Here is a 20,632-nt window from a genome sequence, read left to right as displayed (position 1 = left end):
GGCGTCACGGCGAAATGGACCTCCGCACGCTCAAAGCGCCCTCCATGTTCGCGTGATACCGGCAGTAGAAGGGGTGCGAGCCGACTTCATCGGGCGCGGTGAAGGTGATGGTCTGGCCCGGGCCGATCTCGTGATCGAACAGGCCCGGGCGTTTGCTGGTGATGCTGTGTTTCACCGAATCGTGGTTGACCACCGTGAGCACCGCACCCGGTGCAATCGGGGGTGTGCCGCTGTAGTTCTCGTGTCCGATGGTGATGGTGACCGCGGATATCGGCGCGGGGCCGGACCACGTGGGTGCGGCGCTCTCCTGCGAGGAGCCGCACCCTGCCGCCCAGGCGGTGATGAGCAAACCGATCGCGATTCGATGTCGCCACGGCGAGGTTCGAGTGCTGTTCACCTAGACCGGCTGCCCACAATTCGAGCTGCCATGCCCACCGGCTATAACAAGTTGACGATCGGTGATGTCTCCGTGCTCGGCGGTGTTTAGGCCACGACCGAAACATGGTGGGGGTCGGGCCCGCCGATTCCTAGGCTGCTGAACAGTGCGGATTCAGGAGTCGACGATGGTGAACGATGTATTGGCGCGGCCGGTAGGCCTGATGCTGGGATGGCCGAGCGTGACCGGTTGGCGGAAACGGTGGCGACCGAGCTGGTTTCGTTGGACGGCCACGCAGTCGGCCGCCGATCAAATCCTGAGTATGGATCCGGTCCTCGCGGTAATGCTGCGAGGACCGCGGTGATCGCGGGTACCGTGAGGTGCCTCGGTACCACGATGCGGGGCAGCGTATGAAGCGGATCTACTGCACACCCGAGGATCTGACGCGCATCCGGATCGGGGCGCCGCTCGGCGCGATGGGCGAAACAATGCTGGCCACCCGGGTGGTGCAACGCACCGACGCGACGTTGTACAGCGGCTGGCGCGGGCAGGTGCGGCGCGCGATGCCGGACAACTTCGGCGTGCTCGCGGATATCTTCCCCGGCGTGCACCACTTCGTCGACCTGATCACACCGACCCGTGGTGCGCGGTCGATATCGGCGGGGATCGAGGCATTGCATCTGGCCTCCCGTGACGAACTCCGCCGCGAGGTGGAGCACGCAGGCCGCCGGCGGGCACTGACCGACCACCCGCTGCCCGCGTGGACGCGGCATCTGTCCGACCGCGACAGCGCCGCCCGCCACGATGTCGCGCTCGCCGTCGAGGCATTCCATGCGGTGGCATTCGCCGGTCGGTGGGCGCATGTGCAGTCGTATCTGGAGGTGGCGGCCGAGCGGATGGCGCGCAGCATCGCGACCGAGGGCGTCGAACGGTTCTTCGCCGGACTGGCACCCTTCGCGCGGTGGCGCGCGCCCGCGCTCGAGGTGCTCACCCCGATGGAATGCAACGACGAACATCTCGACGGGCGCGGCCTGAGCATCATTCCCTCGCTGTTCATCTGGCCCGGACCGAAGCTGCTGAAGTCCGCCATCGATAAGGACGCGCCGATGACGCTGGTGGTTCCGGTGCTACGTGATATCGCCGATTTCGCCACGGCCTGGGGTCCCCGCGCGACCAACGAGGCGCTGAGCGCACTACTCGGCCGGACGCGCGCCGCCGCCCTCCAGGAGATCGCCGAGGGCTGCACAACGACCGAACTCGCTCGCCGACTGGGTATTTCACCCGCGACGGCGAGCGAACACGCATCGATATTGCGCGAGGCCGGGCTGATCGAGAGCTGGCGGCACCGCAATGCGATGCGGCATCAGGCGACCACCTTGGGCATTGCATTGCTCGACGGTGATCTCGACAGCGGGGTGCGCATCGCCTAGTGCCCCGCCAGTATCGTCGGGCGGGTGCAGCTCATAACCGACCGGAAGACAGTGCTTCGGATGGGTGTCGGTCTGGTCGCGTCAGCGGCGGTGGTCGTCGCGGGTGCCAATGTCCGATTGTGGCTGGTCTCGGCCGGATATCGGTCCATGGCCGCGGCCGCGCCGTCGGCTCCGGTAGTGATCGTGCCGGGCGCGAAGGTCGGACCCGACGGTGCGCCGATGGCCTATATGCGTGGACGACTCGATGTCGCGATCGAACTGCTGCGGGCCGGAAAAGTGCGCGAGATCCTGGTGTCCGGTGATGCGGCGGGCACTTCCGGTGACGAAATCGCTTCGATGACAAAGTATCTCGCCGACCACGGCATCGATCCGGCGGTTGTGCGCTGCGATGGCGCAGGGCTGTCGACCCGGGCTACATGCGAGCGGGCCAAGAATCTGTTCGGTGTCGACCGCGCCATTATCGTCACCCAATACCAGCATCTGCCACGGGCGGTCGCATTGTGCCGTGGCGCGGGCATCGATGGCCACGGCGTCACGGCATACTGCGAGTGTAGGCGAAAAACCTTGGTGCGTAACACTATTCGTGAATGGTTGGCCGCACCCAAAGCGGTCGCCGCGCTGATCTGAGCGCTACCGGGGGTCCGGCAGCGCCGGATCCATCGGATCTACCGGACCGCCAGGATTCGGGATCGGTGGCGGTCGCATCGGATCAGGACTCGGCCGTGGATCGGGGATCGGTGGCTCGGGTGTCGGGCCGGGGTCCGGTGGTGGTACCGGCTCGGGGTGCGGAACGGGGCCGGGCACCGGTGGGATGGGATCTGGTGAGGGGCCGGGTACCGGCTCAGGGCCGGGCACCGGGGGGATGGGATCTGGTGAGGGGCCGGGTACCGGCTCAGGGCCGGGCACCGGCGGTATCGGATCCGGTGAGGGGCCGGGTACCGGTTCAGGACCGGGCACCGAGTCGGGACCAGGCCTCGGCGGAATCGGTTGCGGCGCCGGACCGGGTATCGGTTCCGGCTCCGGATACGGTTCCGGCTCCGGATACGGTTCGGGCCCGGGCACCGGTTCGGGGCCGGGTTTCGGTGGTACCGGATCCGGGATCGGTGTCGGTGGCACCGGCTCTGGAATCGGCGTCGGCGGGATGGGGCTCGGATTCGGTGGCACGGGACGAGTCATGCGCATACCTCCTGGGCACAGCGGTACCCATCCGATTGCGGGTGAATCAGCCATACCGCGGTGCACGGCAGCATGCCGACGACTTCGACCTGGCCGCATTTCCGGTGTACCTCGCCTGACACGCTCAGTTGGTGCGCGTGGCGTACCCCGGCGGAAGTTTGTGCGGCGGACAGTCGATCACGGTGTCGTCGTCGAGATCCCGGGATTCCAGGAAGGTGATGCGCCCGGATGCGGAGACCAGGGTCAGCGGGTAGGTCGGTCCTCGGTCGCGCTCGGCGATGATCGCGTCGAGATTCTCCTCGTAGCGGGTAAGGGTGCAGTCGGGATAGTCGAGCATCCACTGCGGATAGGAGATGGTGGTGTGCACCCGACGGTCACCGAGCCAAACGATGAGTACGGTGGTGGTTCCGGTCGCCTCCACCCAGGCGATTTTGTACATATCGTCGTTCAGTTGGACCAGCTTCGCCGCCTGATTCTTGGACCAGCGCCCGAACATCGGCCCCATCAGACTTCGCGATTCGATCGTCTGCGCATCGCGCACGTACAACTCGTATTTCCAGCCGTTCTCGTAGGCGTAGATGAGGTGTTTGCCGAGGATGCCGGTCAGATCGCCGTGTAGTGCCAAGTGCGTGGTCGCCAACCGCTGCGCGCTCATCGCCTGACTCCTCTCGGTTGACCTACGAGGTCGGGACCTGCGTCTTCTTCGCAGCCTAATCATTGCCGCGGGTATTGCGGCCGGTTTGCCGGGAACGGCGCAATCATGGCCGCGCGGCCGCGTAGAGGACCTCGCGCATCTCGGGCAGCGATTCCTGATCCGCCCGCCACACCAGCCGCAGACTCAGATCGGGCACCGGAAAGTCCAACCGAACCAGCGTGCCGTGCGCGAGTCCGTCGGCGACCGCGAATTCCGGCAGCAGGGATATGCCGAGTCCGTGTTCGGTCCAGGCCCGCATGACCGGAACCGCACCGGCCTTGACGCGCCGCGGACCCGAGCCGAGCACCTTTTCACCCGCCATCCAGAACGAGCATTCGGGCACATTGACCAGCAGCCGCTCATCGATGAGGTCGGCGGGCGTCAAGCCGGACCGCGCCGTCAGCGGATGCGTCGGCGCGGCGACCAGGGCGAGCGGCACCCGATCAAGGTCGAGGAAGGCCAGCGGTTCGGTGGGCGCCGGGAAACCCAGATCGCCAACGGCGCCACCGGAATCCAGCAGCAGTGCCGCATCGAGATCACCGCCGACCACATCGGCGAGTAGGCCGTCGCGGGCCCGATCCGAGCGCACCTCGACCTCGATATCGGGCCGCCGCTCGGCCAGCCGCGCCAGCACCTGCGGAACATACGCACCCGCGAGGGTTTCCAATGCGCCGAGTCGCAGGACGGGCCGTTCCTCCCGTACGTCGCGCACCGCCTGTTCGGCCTGTTCGAGCAGTCGCCGCGCCCATCCGGTGAGCCGCTGACCCGCGGGCGTGAGCCGCATGCCCTTGGGATCGCGCACGAAAAGTGTCACCCCGAGCGCGGTTTCGAGTGTGCGGATCTGCTGGGACACCGATGACGGCGCGAGCTCGAGTGCGACCGCGGCCTCGGTGACCGTGCGGTGGCGCACGACGGCCTCGAAGGTCCGCAGCTGACGTAACTCCATGGCCTGGCCAACACCGCCGCAGCATTCGGATATTCCGAACGCGGTATGCGCCGCGGCCGGTGGAGCCGACGTGCCCGTCCAACGAGAGTCGATCGCGTCATCACCGAACCGAGGAGCTGTTGCACCGGATGAGCATTCTGCAATCGCGGGCGAGTACGTCCGCATCAACCAGAGCCCTGCTGGGGATATCCCTCGGGTACTTCATGGTGCTGTTGGATATGACGGTGCTTTCGGTCGCCGAGCCGGATCTGGCGGCGTCCCTGCACACCTCGGTCGCCGGACTGCAATGGGCGACCACCGGCTATACCGTCGCCTTCGCCGCCCTGCTGCTCTCGGCGGGCGCCGTTGCCGATCGCCATGGCGCGCATCGGGTATTCCGTTTCGGCACAGCGGCTTTCGGTCTGGTCTCGCTGCTGAGTGCCTTCGCGCCGAACCTGTGGGTGCTGGTCGCGCTGCGGGTGCTGTTGGGCGTCGCGGCGGCGGCGTGTGTGCCCGCATCGATGGTGATGATCACTCAGCTCTATCCGGATCCGGGTCGACGCGCGCGGGCGATTTCGACGTGGGCGGCGATCAGTGGCGCTGCGGTCGCCGCGGGGCCGATCGTTGGTGGTGCACTGGTCGGCCTGGCCGGTTGGCGGTCGATATTCGTGGTCAATGTTCCCATTGCGGTGGTCGTGTTGGGGCTTAGCATCGGATCCGCTGTGACCTGCGCGCGCGGTGATCGCCGCATCGACTGGGGTGCGCAGTTGACCGCGGCCCTCGCCCTGGCGCTGTGCACCGATGCGCTGATCGCGGCGGGCGCGCAGTCGTGGGGGCATACGGCGTGGTCGCTCGGCGGCGCGGTGCTCGCTGGAAGTATTTTCGCATTTCTCGAACGACGCAGTGCCGCACCGGTATTGAATCGGGAACTGCTGCGCGCGGGCCGAGTGCGGGCGGGGCTGCTGGTGGGTGCCGCGGTGAATTTCGCGCTCACCGGTGCGCTGTTCGTCCTGCCGTTGCTGTTGCAGCGACAGCTGAATCCGCTGCAGACCGGGCTCGCCTTCCTGCCGCTGACCGTGCCGTTCGCCGTCATCCCGCCGCTCGCGGGCAAACTCGTGGCCCGCATCGGACCGCGTCGCCCGATCCTGACCGGACTCGCCCTGCTGACAGCGGGCGGTGTCGTGCTGGCCGCGGCAGTATTCGCGGGCCTCGGCTATCCGGTGCTGGCGTTCGGCCTACTGTTTTCGGGATTCGGTGTCGCCTTTGCCCTTCCAGCGCTGGTCACTGCCATTGTCAATGCGGCACCACCGGGGACCACGGGCGCGGTCGGTGGCCTTCTCAACGCCGTCCGCCAAGTCGGCGCGACCCTCGGCGTCGCAATCATGGGTGCACTCGTCACCCCGGGCATCGGCTGGTCATTGCTGACCTCCGCGGCGGCCTGTGCCATCGCCTTCATCGTCTTCGGCTACCCCCGCGCGGCCGAATCCTGATGTTGGCGAGGAGAATCGGTCCAGCGAACAACTCGTCGTCTGTCCCAACTCGGACGCCGATCTGGACAGAGCTGACGCCATTTCAGTCACACGGATCAGCGTTCGCGACACGGAGACGTCCGGAATGGGCAAGCCTCGCGAGCCGACGGTCCGCGACGCGCGAGCGTCGAAGGTTGACCGTGCCCCGAGCGGCGGTGCATGGTTGGCCGATGAGCGGGGAAGAGGTTCGTGCGGGTGTCAAGCTGACCAATCTCGACGCACCGCTGTTCGACGGTGCCGATGCGACGAAGCGGGATCTGATCGACTATCTCGAATTCGTCGGGGATCGGCTGGTCGGGCAATTGCGTGACCGTCCGCTTTCGGTGGTGCGCATCCGGCCGGGGCAGGAACCGTTCATGCAGAAGAATCTGCCGAAATACACGCCGGAATGGGTGCGCCGGGTGACGGTGTGGGCCGAGACCTCCAAACGCGAAGTGACCTACGCCCTCTGCGATGATGTGCGCACGCTGGTGTGGTTCGGCAATCAGCGCGCGGTCGAATATCACCCGACGCTGCTGCTGGCCGATCACGCCGCGGGCCCGACGCATCTGATCCTGGATCTCGATCCGCCCGAGGGCGGCGCCTTCCGGCAGGTCGTGCTGGCAGCCGAGCTGATCCGGCAGGCGCTGTCGGATGACGGACTCGCGGGCGCGGTGAAAACCAGCGGCGCCAAGGGCGTGCACATCTTCGTACCGCTCCAGCCGCGAATCGCGATCGAGGATGTCGCCGCCGCCACCCGGGCGATCGCGGCGCGGGCCGAACGCATCGATCCTGATCTGGCCACCACCGTATTCATCCGCGAGGACCGTGCGGGGAAGGTCTTTCTCGATTCGACGCGCGCGGGCGGTGCGACAGTGGTCGCGGCCTACAGTCCGCGCGTGCGTTCGGGGGTACCGGTGTCCTTCCCGATCGAATGGGCCCAGCTCGCCGATGTCAGCCCGGGTGATTTCACCGTGCGCACCGCACCGAAGCAGTTGGGCGATCGGGATCCGTGGGCGCGGGAGATGCCCGCGCCGCAGGCCTTGCCCGCCGATCTCATCGAGGAGGGCCACACCATCCCGGTGGCCCGGGTCCAGGCGATGCACGAGGGCAAGCGCCGGGCCCGGGCCCGCAGGCAGAGTTAGCTTTTCAGTGCTCGATGACGGTGCGGAAGTGCGCCGCCCCGTCGGTGATCGCGTCGACAGTCACCAGGGCACGCAACTCCATGCCGTTATCGGTCACCGTGCAGACCTCCGTCGCGCCGATATCGGCGTCGAGGGAATCGGGGCAATGCACGTGCTGCGGGGTGTGCCCGGTCTGGTCGGTGAAGTCGATGGCGACCCGCCGGGCGAGCTGTGAACTGGAGATCGCATCCGTGTCGTTGTCATCGTCATTGCCCCAGCCCGCGGAGGTTTCGCCGAAGCTGCCGAGAATGCCGACGATGAGCATGACGATCAGCAGTGTCCGGCCGCCGCCGGAGAGCACAAGCGGGCGGGTCGGCGACTGCGCAGCCGGTTCCGGCCCACCCGTCACCCGACCAGCACCTCCCATCGGACCGCTCGGCGATCCGGTATATATCGGACCGGATGGCGCCGCCCGCTTATCGCCGAAAGCGCCTTTCAGGTATGTCGGGGTCAGCAGGTACGCGTAGGCGGACACCCGCATTTCGGTGCGCAGCACCGCCGCAGTGGCCTCGAAGATCGCGCTCGGCATCCGTCCGGTGATCAGGACGATCAGCCACAGAATGAACGAGATGATCCCCCATCCGGTGGTGAACCAGCCCGACAGCACCAGGATCGGGAAGGCCAGAATGAGTCGGAACAGCACCGCGAGTCGGTTCAACGGCGTGGGTGCGGGGAACAGCAGGCGAATCGGATAATCCGGTGCGCTCCACGCGAACGGCGGGTAGTCGTCGACCAGCAACATGACATACCCGTGCACCCGCACGGTGTAGCCGTAATATCCGCGCAGGAATTCACCGCACCAGTCGGGCAATCGACCGAGCACCAGCGCGCCGAACCAGCCGCAGACGATCACCACGAAGGCGGCGATGCTCAGGAACCAGAGCACGATCAGCTGGGGTATGGCCAACAGCAGCCGCAGCAGAACGGTCCAGCGGCGGTGTTGCTCCGGTGGAAAGACATCCAGTTCGACCAACGCTTCGCGACTGGTCGGTGATCCCTCGTTCATTACCACGGCGACCCACTCACTTCCTTCGTCCAGCGGAATTGTCCAGAACTCGGATGAGTGAGATCGAATGTAGCCCGTGGGTTGCCGATAGATCGGTAACCGCGCCGCCCGCGGCGGCCCCGAGCTCTCTGTTAAGGGATCTTAAATAGCCGTCTCCGAACAGGCGCCACCGATGGGTGCGGCGCACAATTCCGTTGTCGGAGAGAACGATCCACTCTCGACGGTACGGGTCCTCAGTGGATCTATTGAGACTGTTGTCAGCGGAGGAACCAGTGCCCCCACATGTGACCGTGATCCATAGAGTTCGCGGCGTCGATGTCCCCTACCTAGAGCGAATCGACCACCATGCCAATGCCGTCACCTACGTTTGCGCGAAGGATCTGATCGACGGAATACCGCGGCATGCGGCCGCCGCCGTCGAATTACTCGAGGATATGACGAACGTGCCCGAGGCCGTGCACGCGCTGGCGGCTCGATTCGGCGCGCCGGAGCGCATTGTCGCGCTGCACGAATTCGATTTGCTGACTGCGGCAGAATTACGGAGGGAATTCGGTATCGCCGGTGACCGCCCGGACTACGTGCTCCCGTTTCGCGATAAACTGGTGATGGGGGTGACGGTCGCCACCGCGGGTGTGCCGACTCCCGCCTTCACCCATGTCGGCGATGTCGAGTCGATTACGGACTTCGCTGCGGTGCACGGCTTTCCGCTCATAGTCAAACCCCGTCTCGGTGGCGGTAGCAAGGACATCATCCGGCTGAATTCCATCGATGATTGCGCGGCATTGCCCGACCTGAGCTCGGAACCTTTTCTCGTACAACGTTTCTGTCCGGATGAGGTCGGCGCCGTCGACGGCGTGTGGACCGGTACCGAGCTCGGCCCGTGGCGGGCTTCGCAATACCTCGGCACTTGTCTCGAATTCGCCAATGGTGGAACAACTCTCGGTTACGTCGAGATCGACGAGCCGGAATTGGTCGACCCGCTCACGAGCTTCACCGAGGCCGTGCTCACCGCGCTCAGCGCCGATGTACCGACGGTCTTCCACCTCGAATTCTTCCTCGGTCGTGACGGTGCCGCACCGCGTATCCAATTCCTCGAAGTGGCCGCGCGGGCCTCGGGTGGGGAAACCACGCATATGTGGCGGGAGGTGCACGGCTACGACCTGCTCGGTGCAGCCGTGGATATCCAACTGGGCCGGATTCCGGCCGCCGATCCGCTTGCCGACGAATCGGTGGTCGGTGAGTTGCTGATCCATCCGCCGGTGACCCCACCGTGCACCGTGGTGGACGTCCAGCTGCACGTACCGCAGCAGCATTCGCCATACCACGTCTCGGTCCCGCAGCCGGGGACCACCATCACTCAGACGTTCGGCTATGCCGATATCGGTGCCGCCTTCCGCTTCCGTGGTAAATCCACGGTGGAGGTCATCGACTCGCTGCGACGCACCGCGGCGGGTTTCCGGATGGATTGCGTGGCCTACGATCCGGCTGTCGACGCGGCCGTCGCCTGAGTCGCGGGAAGGGATCGTGTCGCGGTTCTCTGCTGCCCTGCCGCCGGTCGGCACGCAGCGTGTATTGACGCTGATCGCGGCGGCATCCGCCGTTTTCAGCGGTATCTATCTGTCCACCGTCGTCCTCTACTTCACACGGATCGTGCATATTTCGCCGATGCGGGTCGGTATCGGCCTCAGCGTCGCGGGAGCCGTGTCCATCGTCGTCTCGATACTGGCCGGGAAGCTGTCGGATCGACGCGGCCCGCTGGGTGTGCTGCGGGTCAGTCTGATTCTCGCGGCGTTCGGCACCCTGGGCTTTCTCACCGTCGATGAATTCGCCTGGTATCTGATCGTCATACCGGCCACGGCCGCCGCGCAGACCTGTGTGCAGCTGATGATCTCGACGATCATCACCCGTGTGGTCACCGAACGGGCCAACGAATTCCGGGCCTATATCCGCTCGATTCTGAATGTGGGCATAGCCATCGGCATCGGCCTTTCCGCGGTGGCCGTGCAGTGGGATTCGGCGAATTTCTATCACGCGGCCATTGTCATCGGTGCTGGTTGCGTCGCCGGGGCCGCGCTACTGGTCGGGCGGCTACCCGTATTGGGGCCGGTTGCGGTGGAATCCGAGGCGGGCGGACAGCGCTGGGCGGTGTTGCGTGATCGGCCGTATCTCGCGCTCACCTTATTGGATGGGGTGTTGTCGCTGCAGTACCGGATTCAGTCGGTCGCGATTCCGCTGTGGATCATCGGTGCGACGACGGCTCCGCGCTGGTCGATCGCCGCGATCGACATGCTCAATATCTTCATCGTGGTGTTCTTCCAGGTCCGTGCGAGCCGCAACGTCGCGACCGCGCGCGCGGGCGGTGCCGCGCTACGGCGCGCCGGATGGGCATTCCTGCTGGCCTGCATTGTGCTGGCGGCGGCCGAAGGCCAGTCGGGCTGGCTCGCGGTGCTCACTCTCGCCAGTGGTGCGGCGGTCTTGAGCGTCGGTGAATTGTGGCAGACGGCAGGCGGGTTCGAGGTCTCGAATGCCTTGGCACCGCCGGCGGCCGTCGGTGAATACCTCGGGGTATTCGGCACCGGACTGCGGTTGGCCGATGCGCTCGGCCCGGCCTTGCTGACCTGGTTGTGCATCGGGATCGGGGTCGCGGGCTGGTATGTCGCGGGGCTGATCCTGCTCGCCGCCGGTCTGCTCGCCCCGGTTTTCGTCGCCAAGGCGGAGTCCCGGCGAGACGGGCACACACTCGTGGCGGCATCGTAGGCCGCTACCCGGTGGCCGAGACCGCGGTATCAGCCGGACCGATCGATAGGACGAAGTACAGCTCACTGCGCCGAGCCACCCCGAGTTTTCGATAGACGCGGGTGAGATGTTGTTCGACGGTGCTGGTGGTGATGGTGAGCTTATCGGCGATCTCGCGATTGGCCTTGCCGCGGGCCGCCAGTTCCGCCACCCGGCGCTCGGCGGGACTCAGCATGGCGAGCCCGCCCGGAATCCGGCGCAGTGCGGGCATCGGTTGGGTCGGCTGCGTCGCGGTTTGCGGTTTGCCGTCGAGCAGATCGTGCAGCAGAACCTCGGCGCCGCAGGTTTGGGCGATGCGTGCCGCATCGCGGAGCAGTGCGCGGGATCGCTCATGATCGCCGACGGCGCGGTGTGCCTTGCCGAGTTCGCCGAGGGCCGTGGCCAATTCGACATCGTCACCGCCGGTGCGGGCGATCGCGGCCGACTCGCGCAGCAAGCGGAAGGCCTGATAGCGATCGCTGGTGCTGGCGAGCAGCCGGAGTGCGACGCCACCGGAGCGGTGCCGGTCCGCGGCCCCGAGCAGCTCGATATGTCTGGTCGCGAATTCCTGTGCCTGCCGGTGCTCGCCGAGTGCGAGATGGGCGGCCGCAATGTCATTGCGCCACGGCACCAGCCAGGGAAAGTCCATATTCCAGCGGTCCATGAGATAGCCGCAGCGGCGGAAACTGCGCAATGCCTCGTCGGCGCGTCCGACCGCGAGGTGATGGTGGCCGTGTGCCTGTAGATACGGCAGTCCGAAGCGGGATTCGAAAATGGTTCGGGGCACCGGCCTTTCGAGTTGAGTCGCGGCCTCGGCATGACGACCCGAGATCGTCAGCGCGTGCACCATCGTGGCGATCGGCGTGCCGATCCAGAGTCCGAGGTGTTCGGCGGGCACATAGTTCAGCGCCAGCGCCGCATCGCTGATCGCATCACGAATATTGCCCTTGCGCAGCATGGTTTCCGCGCGCAGCCCGGCGAAGATCGACTGCCAGGTCGGGGCGCGGCGGGCATCGGCCTCGGCGAGTAACGATTCGCACCAGGCCGCGGCGGTATCGAGCCGATTGCTGTAGATGAGGCAGTGCACGGCCGCGACCAGGGTTTCGATGGTGGTCGAGGTGAGGCGGTGACTGGTGAGCAATCGCTGTGCGAGCGTGGCGATCTCGTCGAGCCGATGGGTGAATAAGCCGGTGAGCAGATCTGCGCCGTGTCGATGCGGTGAATACTGGTCGGCGCACACCTTGGACGGCCGGGCTGGGGCCGCGAACAGTCGCGGGTGACGTTGGACGTGTGGGGGATAGGAGTAGCGCAACCAGGCGCGCAAGAAGTCGATCTCCGGCGTCGCCTCCTCCGGCTTACCGCTGTTGAGCTGACCGAGTGCGTGATCGGCCTGTTGCACCTGCCCGTGCCACAGCAGATACATGACGGCGGCCGGCAATTCGTGGTGCGGCACCCGACCCGCGCGCAGCGCCGCCTTCAACCGGGTGAACTGGCGCGAACGAGTCGACGGGTTGATCCGCCATTCCAGACAGACCAGCCGGATCGCGATGGTGGCCCGTTCGCCCACGTCCCGGGTGGCGCGATAGGCCAACTCCAACCGATCGACCGCAGGTTCGATCTGATCATTGGTGATCGCGTCCTCGGCGGCGGTGCGCAGTACCTCGACCGCCCACGGGTAACCGGCGGCACCGGCGTCGACCAGATGGTCGGCGACGGTGCTCGCCGGAAAACCCCGATGGTGCAGCAGTTCCGCCGCCCGACTGTGCAATTTCCGCCGGACCTCGTCGGGGGTATTGCGCAGAATCCGCGCACCGACCTCCGCATGTTCGAAGCGCGCGGTTTCGGCGAGTTGTCGAACGACGGTCCGCACCGCGGCCTCGTCCACCTCCAGCAGCTCGGCGACCAGGCCGACCGTGCTCGCGGTGCCGAGTACGGCCATGGCCTGACCGACCCGGGATTTGGCGAAGTCGGCCCAGTGGTCGCGGTGCGCTAGGGGGTCGCTGTGTGGCGGGACAGGCTGACACATTCTCGCAAGGCCCTTCGTCGAGGTGGTGAGCCCGACTGTGGGAGAGCACCATCGAAAACGAGCAGCTCGGGTGCACTGAGGATGCGGCATCGTCGCAGCGGGAAGGACGCGTCCACGCGCCCGATGATCCAGCCGGTGAACACAGGTTAATTCGCCCGCCCGATCCTGTCACGTCGACTGATGACACCTACGTAATATGAGGTGTTTCAATGCCTTTCGTGTCATCGACTCCCGGCGCGCGCGAGTACTTGCTGGTGGTAGGCCAGACAGGCGGCCGAGGTGTCATCGGCGGCCAGGAACAGCACCGTGCGTGCCGCGGCGAGGGCGCCGCTGTCGCGCGCGCTCACATACGCGTGCACCGGAGCCGCGGAGTACGGATTGTCCACCGAGGGATCGATCCCGACGATCGCTTCCGACGTGAACCCGAGTGCAGACGCCAGACGGGCACGGAAGGCGAGGGTCCAGGTTGGCGCGAGTAGCACCGCGCGGCCCTCGGCGAAATCGGTGGCGTCCAATCCTTCGGCCCTCAGGCAGTCGCGCACCGCCACCGCGGCCAATTCGACCAGATCGTCGGCACCGGCCTTGGTGCTCATGGCCGAGCGGCCGTTCGCACCCACCTCGCCCATCGCTACCCAGGCGATCGGATCGGCGGGACCGGCGGTGTCGGTGGTGTGTAGTGCACCGAATCCGCCTGTGGTGTTCGATGTTCCGAGCAGGATCGCGGCGGCGCTGGTGCTGTAGGGGAAACCGTCGACATGACGTTCGGTCGACGGATGCGTATCACCGGCGACCAGCAGCGCATACGACACTTCGCCGCTGACCAGGAAACATTCGGCGGTCGCGATCGCGTGTAGTAGGCCGGTCCCGCCGTTCATCAGATCGAAAGAGAAGGCGGGCACCCGGCCGGGCGCGTATTCGAGGCCGATGCCGATTCGCTTCTGGATCAGCGCGGACACTGCGGGTTCGCAGATGTTCTGATCGCGGAAGACTCCGGCATTGATCAGCATTCCGACCTGCTCGGGGGTGATGCCGGCCTGTTCCAGGCAGGAGGCGGCCGCGCGGGTCGCCAGTTCGAAATAGCTGCCGGTATCGAGATCGGCATTGATGGCTGCCGCGAGGATGGTGGTCGGCATGGCTCAGGCCTCCAGACGGGAGATGGTGGCGGCTAGGTGCCCGGAGACGATTCCGGATGCCTCCGGAATCATCAGCACCTTGGAGCCTTTGGGGATCTTCTGCTGCGCGAGATATTCGTGCAGGACCACGAAATGCGAGGTCGACGCGGTATTGCCGAAGTCGTGCAGCACATTCAGGGCCTGGGGCATCGGGGTGCCGAAGTGGCGTTCGGTTAGGTGCGAGATGTACTCGATGGCGGGTGCGCTGAATTGGTGGTGGATCCAGTAGTCGAACTTCTCGCTCTCCCAGGTGCGCCCGGTCTCCTCGAGAAACGTGGACATGCGGTTGATGGCCTGCAGATAGCGGCCCTCGTTCTGCATCGCGCGGTTATCGGTGTAGAGCGCGACTCCGGGGGCCTGGTCGCTGGGCATGCCGATGCAGTGTTCGGCGCCGTCGGCGGAGGTCATCAGTTCGACGTAGTGGATTTCGTCGTCGTCGTCACCGCGATCGTCGAGCATCACCGCGACCGCCGCATCGCCGACGGTCAGCGCGGCGAACTGCGGGTCGTATGGTTTGTTGATCTCGCGCGCCGCCGTCTCGGCGATCGGGGTGATCTGTTCGCCGCTGACCACCAGTCCATTGCGCACCACGCCGGCCTTGATCATCCGATCCAGCACCAGCACCCCGGTCATCATGCCCGCGCAGGCATTCGACACGTCGAAGTGCCGAGCCTTCGTCGTGCCGATCTCCTTGCCCAGCATGACCGCGAAAGACGGTGCGTAGCAGAAGATTTCCTTGCCGCGAGTGCGGGTGATGGAGGCCGAGATGACTACGTCGATCTCATCGGGGGCGTAGTCGGAGTGCGCCAGGCAGTCCTCGATGGCGCGCAGCGCCAGATCGAAGGAGGATTCGTAGCCCTCGTCGCTGGAGTCGTAGACCCGACGATTCTTGATACCGGTAATCCGTTCCAGATCAAGGGATCTCGGTACCGCAAGTCCGGCGATGATCTCCTCGGTGGAACGGACGGTGGATGGTGTGTACGAGCCGATGGACTCGAAACGCGTGCGCAGCATTACCCCTGCTTTCTGTGTCGCGTGATTTCCCTGTGTTGCCAGGAGTTTCGACGGCGCTGTCGTGGATCGCCTTATCCGGGCAGCCCGACCAAACTTGCGCTCACCTCGCACAATTGGCGGGCACGCGCATCGTCGCGGGCCAACCGCGACGGTTCGCGCTCGCGGGTCTTGCGGAAATAGGCGCCGGTCACCTCCGCGACGCTCGGATCGGTCGCGAGGAAGGTGAGTGCGGCGGCGCCCTCGGCCGCGGTGATGAAAAACAGCCGCTTGCCGAGCGCGATGATCGGTTGCCCGAACCACGGCAGCGAGTTCCAGATACCGGTCGCGACCGCGCCGGGATGGAAGGCATTGACCGTTACGCCGGTGCCCGCCAGCCGATCGGCCAGTGCGCGGGTGTAGAGCACATTGGCCAATTTGGACCGGCTGTAGGCCTTTTCGCCCGAATAGCCCTCGCGGAACCCGAGATCGTCGAAATCGAGGGTCGCGCCGTAATGCATCACCGAGGAGGTGAACAGAATGCGCGCGGGGGCGCTGTGCACCAGCAGATCGATGAGCAGTTCGGTGAGCAGGAATCCGCCGAGATGGTTGGTGGCGAAGGTCGCCTCGATACCGTCCTCGGTTTCGGTGCGCGTCGGGTGGTAGCCGCCCGCATTATTGGCCAGTACATCGATGCGGTCGTAGGTGGCTTCGACCGCCTTGGCGAGTTGGCGCACCGACGACTGCGATGCCATATCGCATTCCAGCGCATCGACGGCCCCCGCCCCCGCGGCCCGTACCAATTCCGCACTGTCGGCGAGCTTCTGCGGATTCCGGCCGACCAACACCAGCCGATCGCCCCCTGCGGCGAGCTGTTGCGCGGCTTCGAGACCGATGCCCGAGGTGGCCCCCGTAATCAGGATCGTCTTCATGTTCGATCACCTTGCCATTGATGGCATGTCCGAAATCCGCTCTCGGGGTGGCTTCGGCGAGTTGCCCGATGTGTGCGAATGGCCAGGTGGCCGCGGGCGGTTCATCGATTGTGCAGATCAGCGCGCGCGTGCCGAATTCGGTCCGATGATGCTGCGCCGGAGTTGTAGCCATCGTGCATGACTGCCGATAGGGGTGGATAGGGGGAGGTCGTTCCATCTGAGCGGCAATCCCCGATCCGGGTGCATATCTGGCTGCCACCACGACGGCATAGGCCGCACGGTCGGGAAACCGGCGCACCGGAAGTACAGTGACCGTCATCGGAACACCGAGGAAGGGCGGATATATGCGAGATGCTCAGTGGTCGCCGGCGCCGGAAGCCGTCGATCCTGCGCCCAGGCATATGACCGCGGACGAGTTTCGGGAATACGGTCGCGCGGTGGTGGATTGGCTTGCGGACTACTGGGACCGAGTGGAGTCCTTACCCGTCCTCGCACAGGTGAAACCGGGACAGGTGCGAGAGCAACTACCGGCCCGGGCGCCGGAGCACGGTGAAGATTTCTATGCGGTGCTCGAAGATATGGACACGATTGTGGTGCCAGGTCTCACACACTGGCAACATCCGAGTTTCTTCGCCTACTACCCGAGCAATACTTCAGGACCGGCAGTGCTGGCCGAATTGCTCACTGCCGGACTGAATGTGCAGGGGATGATGTGGCAGACCGGCCCGGCATGTACCGAACTGGAGCAGCACGTCCTCGATTGGCTGGCCGGACTGTTGGGGTTGTCCGATCGGTTTCTTTCCACCGGCAGCGGAGGTGGTGTCATCCAGGACACCGCCTCCAGTGCAATACTGGTGGCCCTGCTCGCCGCGCTGCACAGGGCTTCGAACGGACGGGCGACGCGTGACGGTGTGGCAAGCGGTCGGTTTACCGTCTACACATCCGCCGAAGGGCATTCGGCATGCGAGAAAGCCGCCCGCGTCGCCGGGCTCGGTGCCGCGGCGCTGCGAACGATCGACACTCGCGCGGACTTCTCGATGGACCCGGACGCACTTCGGAACGCGATGAAGCGCGATATTGCTGCGGGTTATACCCCCGCAATGGTGCTGGCGACAATCGGTACGACCTCGACCGGCGCTATCGATCCCGTCCCACAAATAGGATCTGTCTGCACGGAATTCGGTGCCTGGCTGCACGTAGACGCCGCACACGCCGGAGTGGCCGCCATATGCCCCGAACTGCGCTGGATTCATCACGGCGTCAACGACTATGCGGACTCGTACGCCACCAATCCGCACAAATGGCTGCTCACCACATTCGACTGTGACGCCTGCTATGTAGCTGATCGTAGCGGTATGCCGACGAGGGTGGCGAGTACCGGAACGGACAGTGCCAGAGCAAATCTCGAGTTCATCATGGCGGTGAGATTAGCAATGTCCCGTCGCAGTCATGGTCGCCGCTACCCTACCCGCGGAGTGACATCTCGCGTCGCTGATCCATAGCCGATAAAACGGCTCGGATAGAGTCACGGGCCATGACGATCAGCCAGGCGACCGGTTGCGCAACGGCCGAATCCCGCCTTACCCCAACAAGACTCGCGAAGATCGACGGGGTGGGCCTGGAGGCGGGCATCGGCTTGTTGCAAGCAGTGGTCGACGAGATTTACTGGCTGGACCGTTCACCCTTCCTGGCCGCATCCGCTCGGCCTGCTTTCCGTGCCGGATGTGGGCCTGAGCTGCATGCCTTTTCACCATTTTCGAAAACCGAGAATAATGGTTTCGGGACTGCCGGGCGTGCGGTGTGCGTGGCGTTCGCCCCCGAACATGGTCCGACGGCCATTGAGTGGGCCGCGTCCAGGGCCTTGCCGTTGCTGGCGCCCGACCGGGCGGTTTCGGCATTCGCGGCGGACAAGCTCGACGCATTGGCCTTGTTCGCGGCAGCCGACATCGAAACGCCGGAATTTGTGCGAGTGCCGCCGTTCGGCCGTGCCGCCGCGAGACAGTACTGGCCCGACGCCTGGGAGGCGGTGGTGGTCCAACGCCGCGAGAACAATCTGATCGGCAGGGGCACTCGTTTCGCGCGGAATCACGACGAGTTGCAGGAGTGTCTCGATGCCTGGGCCGCAAGGGAATTGCGAGTGGGCCGGTACGTAGACGGCCCCTCGGTAACCGTCACCGCATGCGTCGCCGGAAACGCCACGATCGTAACGGCGGTGTCGCATCAGCTGGTCGGCATCCCCGGGTTGACCACCGTCTGGGGCGCCCACTGCGGCAATCAGCTCATCGCCCCCGCCGATCTACCCGACGGCGCCTACGAAGCCATCCGCACGGCCGCGGCTCGGGTGGGGGATCAGCTTCGTCTGCGCGGATACCGCGGGGTCTTCGGCTTGGACCTGGTACTGGATGGGAATCGGCCGTTGGCCATCGAGATCAATCCCCGATTCCAGACGGTCGTGTCGTTGGTGCAGGCAGCCGAGCAGCGCGCAAACCTGCTGCCGTGCCTTGGTCTGCATGTGCTCGCCTGTCTGCTGCCGGAGCTGCCGGTGCAGACCGTCGTCGCGCCGGTGCCGATGCTCGGCCAGCTGGTTGTGCACGCCGAGCGCGACGGGCGGCTGGGCGCACTGCCGGAATCTGGAACTTATCGGCTGGCAGGCGGTGCCCTTGTGTCAGCGGAAAACCGTTGCCTGGCAGACCTTCCGGCCGGTCACGCATTGCTGTGGGCGCAAGCCCAACCCGGGGTGGAGGTAGCCGAGGGAGACGAGCTCGTCTTGCTCCAGCTCGCCGAAGCTGTCGCCGGCCTGCAGGCGCATCCGCACCTCACCGCGGCCGGGTCCCACTGGGTGAGGGCCGTGTCAGCCTGCGTCGAAGCAGCGTCATGCTGACCCGGCCACCGCTGACCCTGCCGGTCGACCAGATGCGTGCGGCGGGCCGACGTGCGATCGAGTTGATCATCGAGCGCATGAGCGAAGGTGAGTTCGGTCCGGTGCTCGTCCGCCGGTCTCGCGATGACCTCGAACAGAATTGGGATGAGCCGATCCCCGAACACGGCCAAGACCTGGTGGGGTTGTTGGAGCGGCTGGCCGGCGACGCTTTGCCGTCCGGTATGCATTCCGACCATCCGCGGTGCTTCGGCTTCGTGCCGACCTCCGGCAACTATCCGGCGGTACTCGCGGACGCGTTGGTGGCGGCTTTTTTGTCGGTCCCGGGGGCGTGGCTGGTCGGCTCCGGGCCCACCCAACTGGAGTTGGTCACGCTGCGTTGGCTGCGCGAACTCCTCGGTCTCGAACCGTGTTTCGGCGGACTGTTCGTCTCCGGTGGCTCGATCGCCAACCTCACGGCATTGACCGCGGCGCGTGACAGCTTGCTCGGCGGCGATCTCAGTACAGCGCGCGCCTACTGCTCGACCCAAGCCCATCCCTCGATCGCCCGGGCACTGCACATCGTCGGCCTGAAACGTGACCAACTCGTGGTCCTGCCGCCTGATGACCGGCTCCGACTGGACCCGGTGCGAGTGGCCGAGCGTATCTGTTCCGACCGCGCCGCTGGATGGCATCCATTCCTGGTCGTCGCGACGATCGGCACCACCAGTACCGGCGCCGTGGATCCGATCGAGGAACTCGCCGACGTATGCCGTCGAGAAGGGATGTGGCTGCACGCCGACGGCGCGTTGGGTGCGGCCGCCGCCGCCACCGCCCGCGGTCGCCGCACCCTGGCGGGTCTCAATCGTGTCGATTCGCTTACCTTGGACCCCCATAAGTGGCTCTTCCAGCCCTATGAACTCGGGTGTGTCCTACTTCGGCAGCCCGAGCAGTTGAAGGAAACCTTCGCGATGGCCCGGCACTTCCTCGACAGTGGCTACCTCGCGGTTTCCGAATCCGATGGCAGAGAACCGAATCTGTCCGACTACGGCCCGCAGCAGACCCGCGGTCTGCGTGCGCTCAAACTGTGGTTGTCGCTGAAAACCTTTGGCGCGAACGCCTTCCGCGACGCCGTCGACCAAGGAATTACTCTGGCCGAGCACGCGGCCGCACGCATCGGCAACCACCCCGAACTCGAACCGGCCAGCGAGCCGGGGCTGGGGATCGTCACTTTCCGATATCGCCCGCCCGGTGTGGCGCCGGGCGCAGAACTCGACTCCTTCCAAGCCGAGCTGGCGCGCACCGTGCTGGACGGCGGATTCGCCATGATCACCACCACGGCGGTGCGCGGCGAGACCGTCCTGCGCATGTGCACCATCAATCCGCGAACGAGCGTCCGGCACATCGACAACACCCTCGATCACATCGTTGAGTGCGGCCGAGTTCTCGCCGCTCGTACTGACCGTTCGGCAGCAAACGACGTGCCGCATTGACATCGCGAGCCGGGAGCATACGCGTCGGCATTACGGTGCGTTCGACTTGCGGCGTAGGCAGTTCGGTCGGCTCGCCAGTACTCGCGAC

The 20,632-nt window shown here is 65.7% G+C and carries 18 protein-coding genes; 10 read left to right on the top strand and 8 right to left on the bottom strand.

What is annotated here, in order from left to right:
• Positions 1-4 precede the first annotated feature (4 nt).
• Positions 5-397 carry a cupredoxin domain-containing protein gene (locus tag AB0J47_RS13405; protein WP_364344915.1) on the bottom strand — a complete coding sequence of 131 codons (393 nt, stop codon included), beginning with the start codon at positions 395-397 and terminating at the stop codon, positions 5-7.
• Between the two features lie 389 nt (positions 398-786).
• Between AB0J47_RS13405 and AB0J47_RS13400 the strand changes: the two genes are divergently transcribed.
• The 3 genes from AB0J47_RS13400 (at position 787) to AB0J47_RS13390 (ending at position 3,101) form a co-directional block, all read left to right on the top strand.
• Positions 787-1,806, top strand: coding sequence for a winged helix-turn-helix domain-containing protein (locus AB0J47_RS13400; RefSeq protein WP_364344912.1), 1,020 nt, complete (start codon positions 787-789; stop codon positions 1,804-1,806).
• Positions 1,807-1,830: 24 nt separating this feature from the next.
• The gene (locus AB0J47_RS13395) at positions 1,831-2,433 is read left to right on the top strand and encodes an ElyC/SanA/YdcF family protein (RefSeq protein WP_364344909.1); all 603 of its coding nucleotides are present in this window, start codon (positions 1,831-1,833) and stop codon (positions 2,431-2,433) included.
• Between the two features lie 65 nt (positions 2,434-2,498).
• Positions 2,499-3,101: a hypothetical protein gene (locus AB0J47_RS13390; protein ID WP_364344906.1), complete on the top strand. Its 603-nt coding sequence runs from the start codon at positions 2,499-2,501 to the stop codon at positions 3,099-3,101.
• 5 nt (positions 3,102-3,106) lie between these two features.
• Here AB0J47_RS13390 and AB0J47_RS13385 read toward each other — a convergent pair whose 3' ends face one another.
• Both AB0J47_RS13385 and AB0J47_RS13380 read right to left on the bottom strand, forming a co-directional pair.
• The gene (locus AB0J47_RS13385; RefSeq protein ID WP_364344903.1) at positions 3,107-3,637 is read right to left on the bottom strand and encodes a phenolic acid decarboxylase; all 531 of its coding nucleotides are present in this window, start codon (positions 3,635-3,637) and stop codon (positions 3,107-3,109) included.
• 103 nt (positions 3,638-3,740) lie between these two features.
• Positions 3,741-4,622, bottom strand: a complete 882-nt coding sequence (locus AB0J47_RS13380; protein ID WP_364344900.1) for a LysR family transcriptional regulator — start codon at positions 4,620-4,622, stop codon at positions 3,741-3,743.
• Positions 4,623-4,750: 128 nt separating this feature from the next.
• On the opposite strand from AB0J47_RS13380, the gene AB0J47_RS13375 reads away from it, so the two are divergent.
• Together AB0J47_RS13375 and ligD are read left to right on the top strand one after the other, a co-directional pair.
• Complete coding sequence (locus AB0J47_RS13375; protein WP_364344897.1) at positions 4,751-6,091, top strand: MFS transporter; 1,341 nt, start codon at positions 4,751-4,753, stop codon at positions 6,089-6,091.
• Positions 6,092-6,300: 209 nt separating this feature from the next.
• The gene (gene ligD, locus AB0J47_RS13370; RefSeq protein ID WP_364344894.1) at positions 6,301-7,254 is read left to right on the top strand and encodes a non-homologous end-joining DNA ligase; all 954 of its coding nucleotides are present in this window, start codon (positions 6,301-6,303) and stop codon (positions 7,252-7,254) included.
• A gap of 4 nt (positions 7,255-7,258) precedes the next feature.
• On the opposite strand, the gene AB0J47_RS13365 is transcribed toward ligD, so the two are convergent.
• The gene (locus AB0J47_RS13365) at positions 7,259-8,299 is read right to left on the bottom strand and encodes a DUF4389 domain-containing protein (RefSeq protein ID WP_364344891.1); all 1,041 of its coding nucleotides are present in this window, start codon (positions 8,297-8,299) and stop codon (positions 7,259-7,261) included.
• A 290-nt stretch (positions 8,300-8,589) separates the two neighbouring features.
• Here AB0J47_RS13365 and AB0J47_RS13360 point away from each other — a divergent pair, with 290 nt between their 5' ends.
• Positions 8,590-9,807 carry a hypothetical protein gene (locus AB0J47_RS13360; RefSeq protein WP_364344888.1) on the top strand — a complete coding sequence of 406 codons (1,218 nt, stop codon included), beginning with the start codon at positions 8,590-8,592 and terminating at the stop codon, positions 9,805-9,807.
• Positions 9,808-9,823: 16 nt separating this feature from the next.
• Positions 9,824-11,056, top strand: a complete 1,233-nt coding sequence (locus AB0J47_RS13355; RefSeq protein ID WP_364344885.1) for an MFS transporter — start codon at positions 9,824-9,826, stop codon at positions 11,054-11,056.
• A gap of 4 nt (positions 11,057-11,060) precedes the next feature.
• Here AB0J47_RS13355 and AB0J47_RS13350 read toward each other — a convergent pair whose 3' ends face one another.
• From AB0J47_RS13350 to AB0J47_RS13335, 4 genes are all read right to left on the bottom strand, one after another.
• Positions 11,061-13,100: a LuxR C-terminal-related transcriptional regulator gene (locus AB0J47_RS13350; protein ID WP_364344882.1), complete on the bottom strand. Its 2,040-nt coding sequence runs from the start codon at positions 13,098-13,100 to the stop codon at positions 11,061-11,063.
• A 221-nt stretch (positions 13,101-13,321) separates the two neighbouring features.
• Complete coding sequence (locus AB0J47_RS13345) at positions 13,322-14,233, bottom strand: hypothetical protein (protein ID WP_364344879.1); 912 nt, start codon at positions 14,231-14,233, stop codon at positions 13,322-13,324.
• A gap of 3 nt (positions 14,234-14,236) precedes the next feature.
• On the bottom strand, positions 14,237-15,286 hold the full coding sequence (locus AB0J47_RS13340; RefSeq protein WP_364344876.1) for a 3-oxoacyl-[acyl-carrier-protein] synthase III C-terminal domain-containing protein: 1,050 nt from the start codon (positions 15,284-15,286) through the stop codon (positions 14,237-14,239).
• A gap of 71 nt (positions 15,287-15,357) precedes the next feature.
• The gene (locus AB0J47_RS13335; protein ID WP_364344873.1) at positions 15,358-16,194 is read right to left on the bottom strand and encodes an SDR family oxidoreductase; all 837 of its coding nucleotides are present in this window, start codon (positions 16,192-16,194) and stop codon (positions 15,358-15,360) included.
• Positions 16,195-16,595: 401 nt separating this feature from the next.
• Between AB0J47_RS13335 and AB0J47_RS13330 the strand changes: the two genes are divergently transcribed.
• Genes AB0J47_RS13330 through AB0J47_RS13320 form a run of 3 tightly spaced genes read left to right on the top strand, consistent with a single transcriptional unit; the run spans position 16,596 to position 20,544 of the window.
• Complete coding sequence (locus tag AB0J47_RS13330) at positions 16,596-17,696, top strand: aminotransferase class V-fold PLP-dependent enzyme (RefSeq protein WP_364344870.1); 1,101 nt, start codon at positions 16,596-16,598, stop codon at positions 17,694-17,696.
• A 32-nt stretch (positions 17,697-17,728) separates the two neighbouring features.
• Positions 17,729-19,075: an ATP-grasp domain-containing protein gene (locus AB0J47_RS13325; protein WP_364344867.1), complete on the top strand. Its 1,347-nt coding sequence runs from the start codon at positions 17,729-17,731 to the stop codon at positions 19,073-19,075.
• The gene (locus tag AB0J47_RS13320; RefSeq protein WP_364344864.1) at positions 19,069-20,544 is read left to right on the top strand and encodes a pyridoxal-dependent decarboxylase; all 1,476 of its coding nucleotides are present in this window, start codon (positions 19,069-19,071) and stop codon (positions 20,542-20,544) included. The genes AB0J47_RS13325 and AB0J47_RS13320 overlap by 7 nt, the downstream gene beginning before the upstream one ends.
• The last annotated feature ends 88 nt before the right edge of the window (positions 20,545-20,632 follow it).

This window comes from Nocardia sp. NPDC049737 (assembly GCF_040674755.1).
GTDB lineage: Bacteria > Actinomycetota > Actinomycetes > Mycobacteriales > Mycobacteriaceae > Nocardia.
Note: the sequence above shows the minus strand (reverse complement) of the source record. Positions and strands in the feature narration are given on the sequence as shown.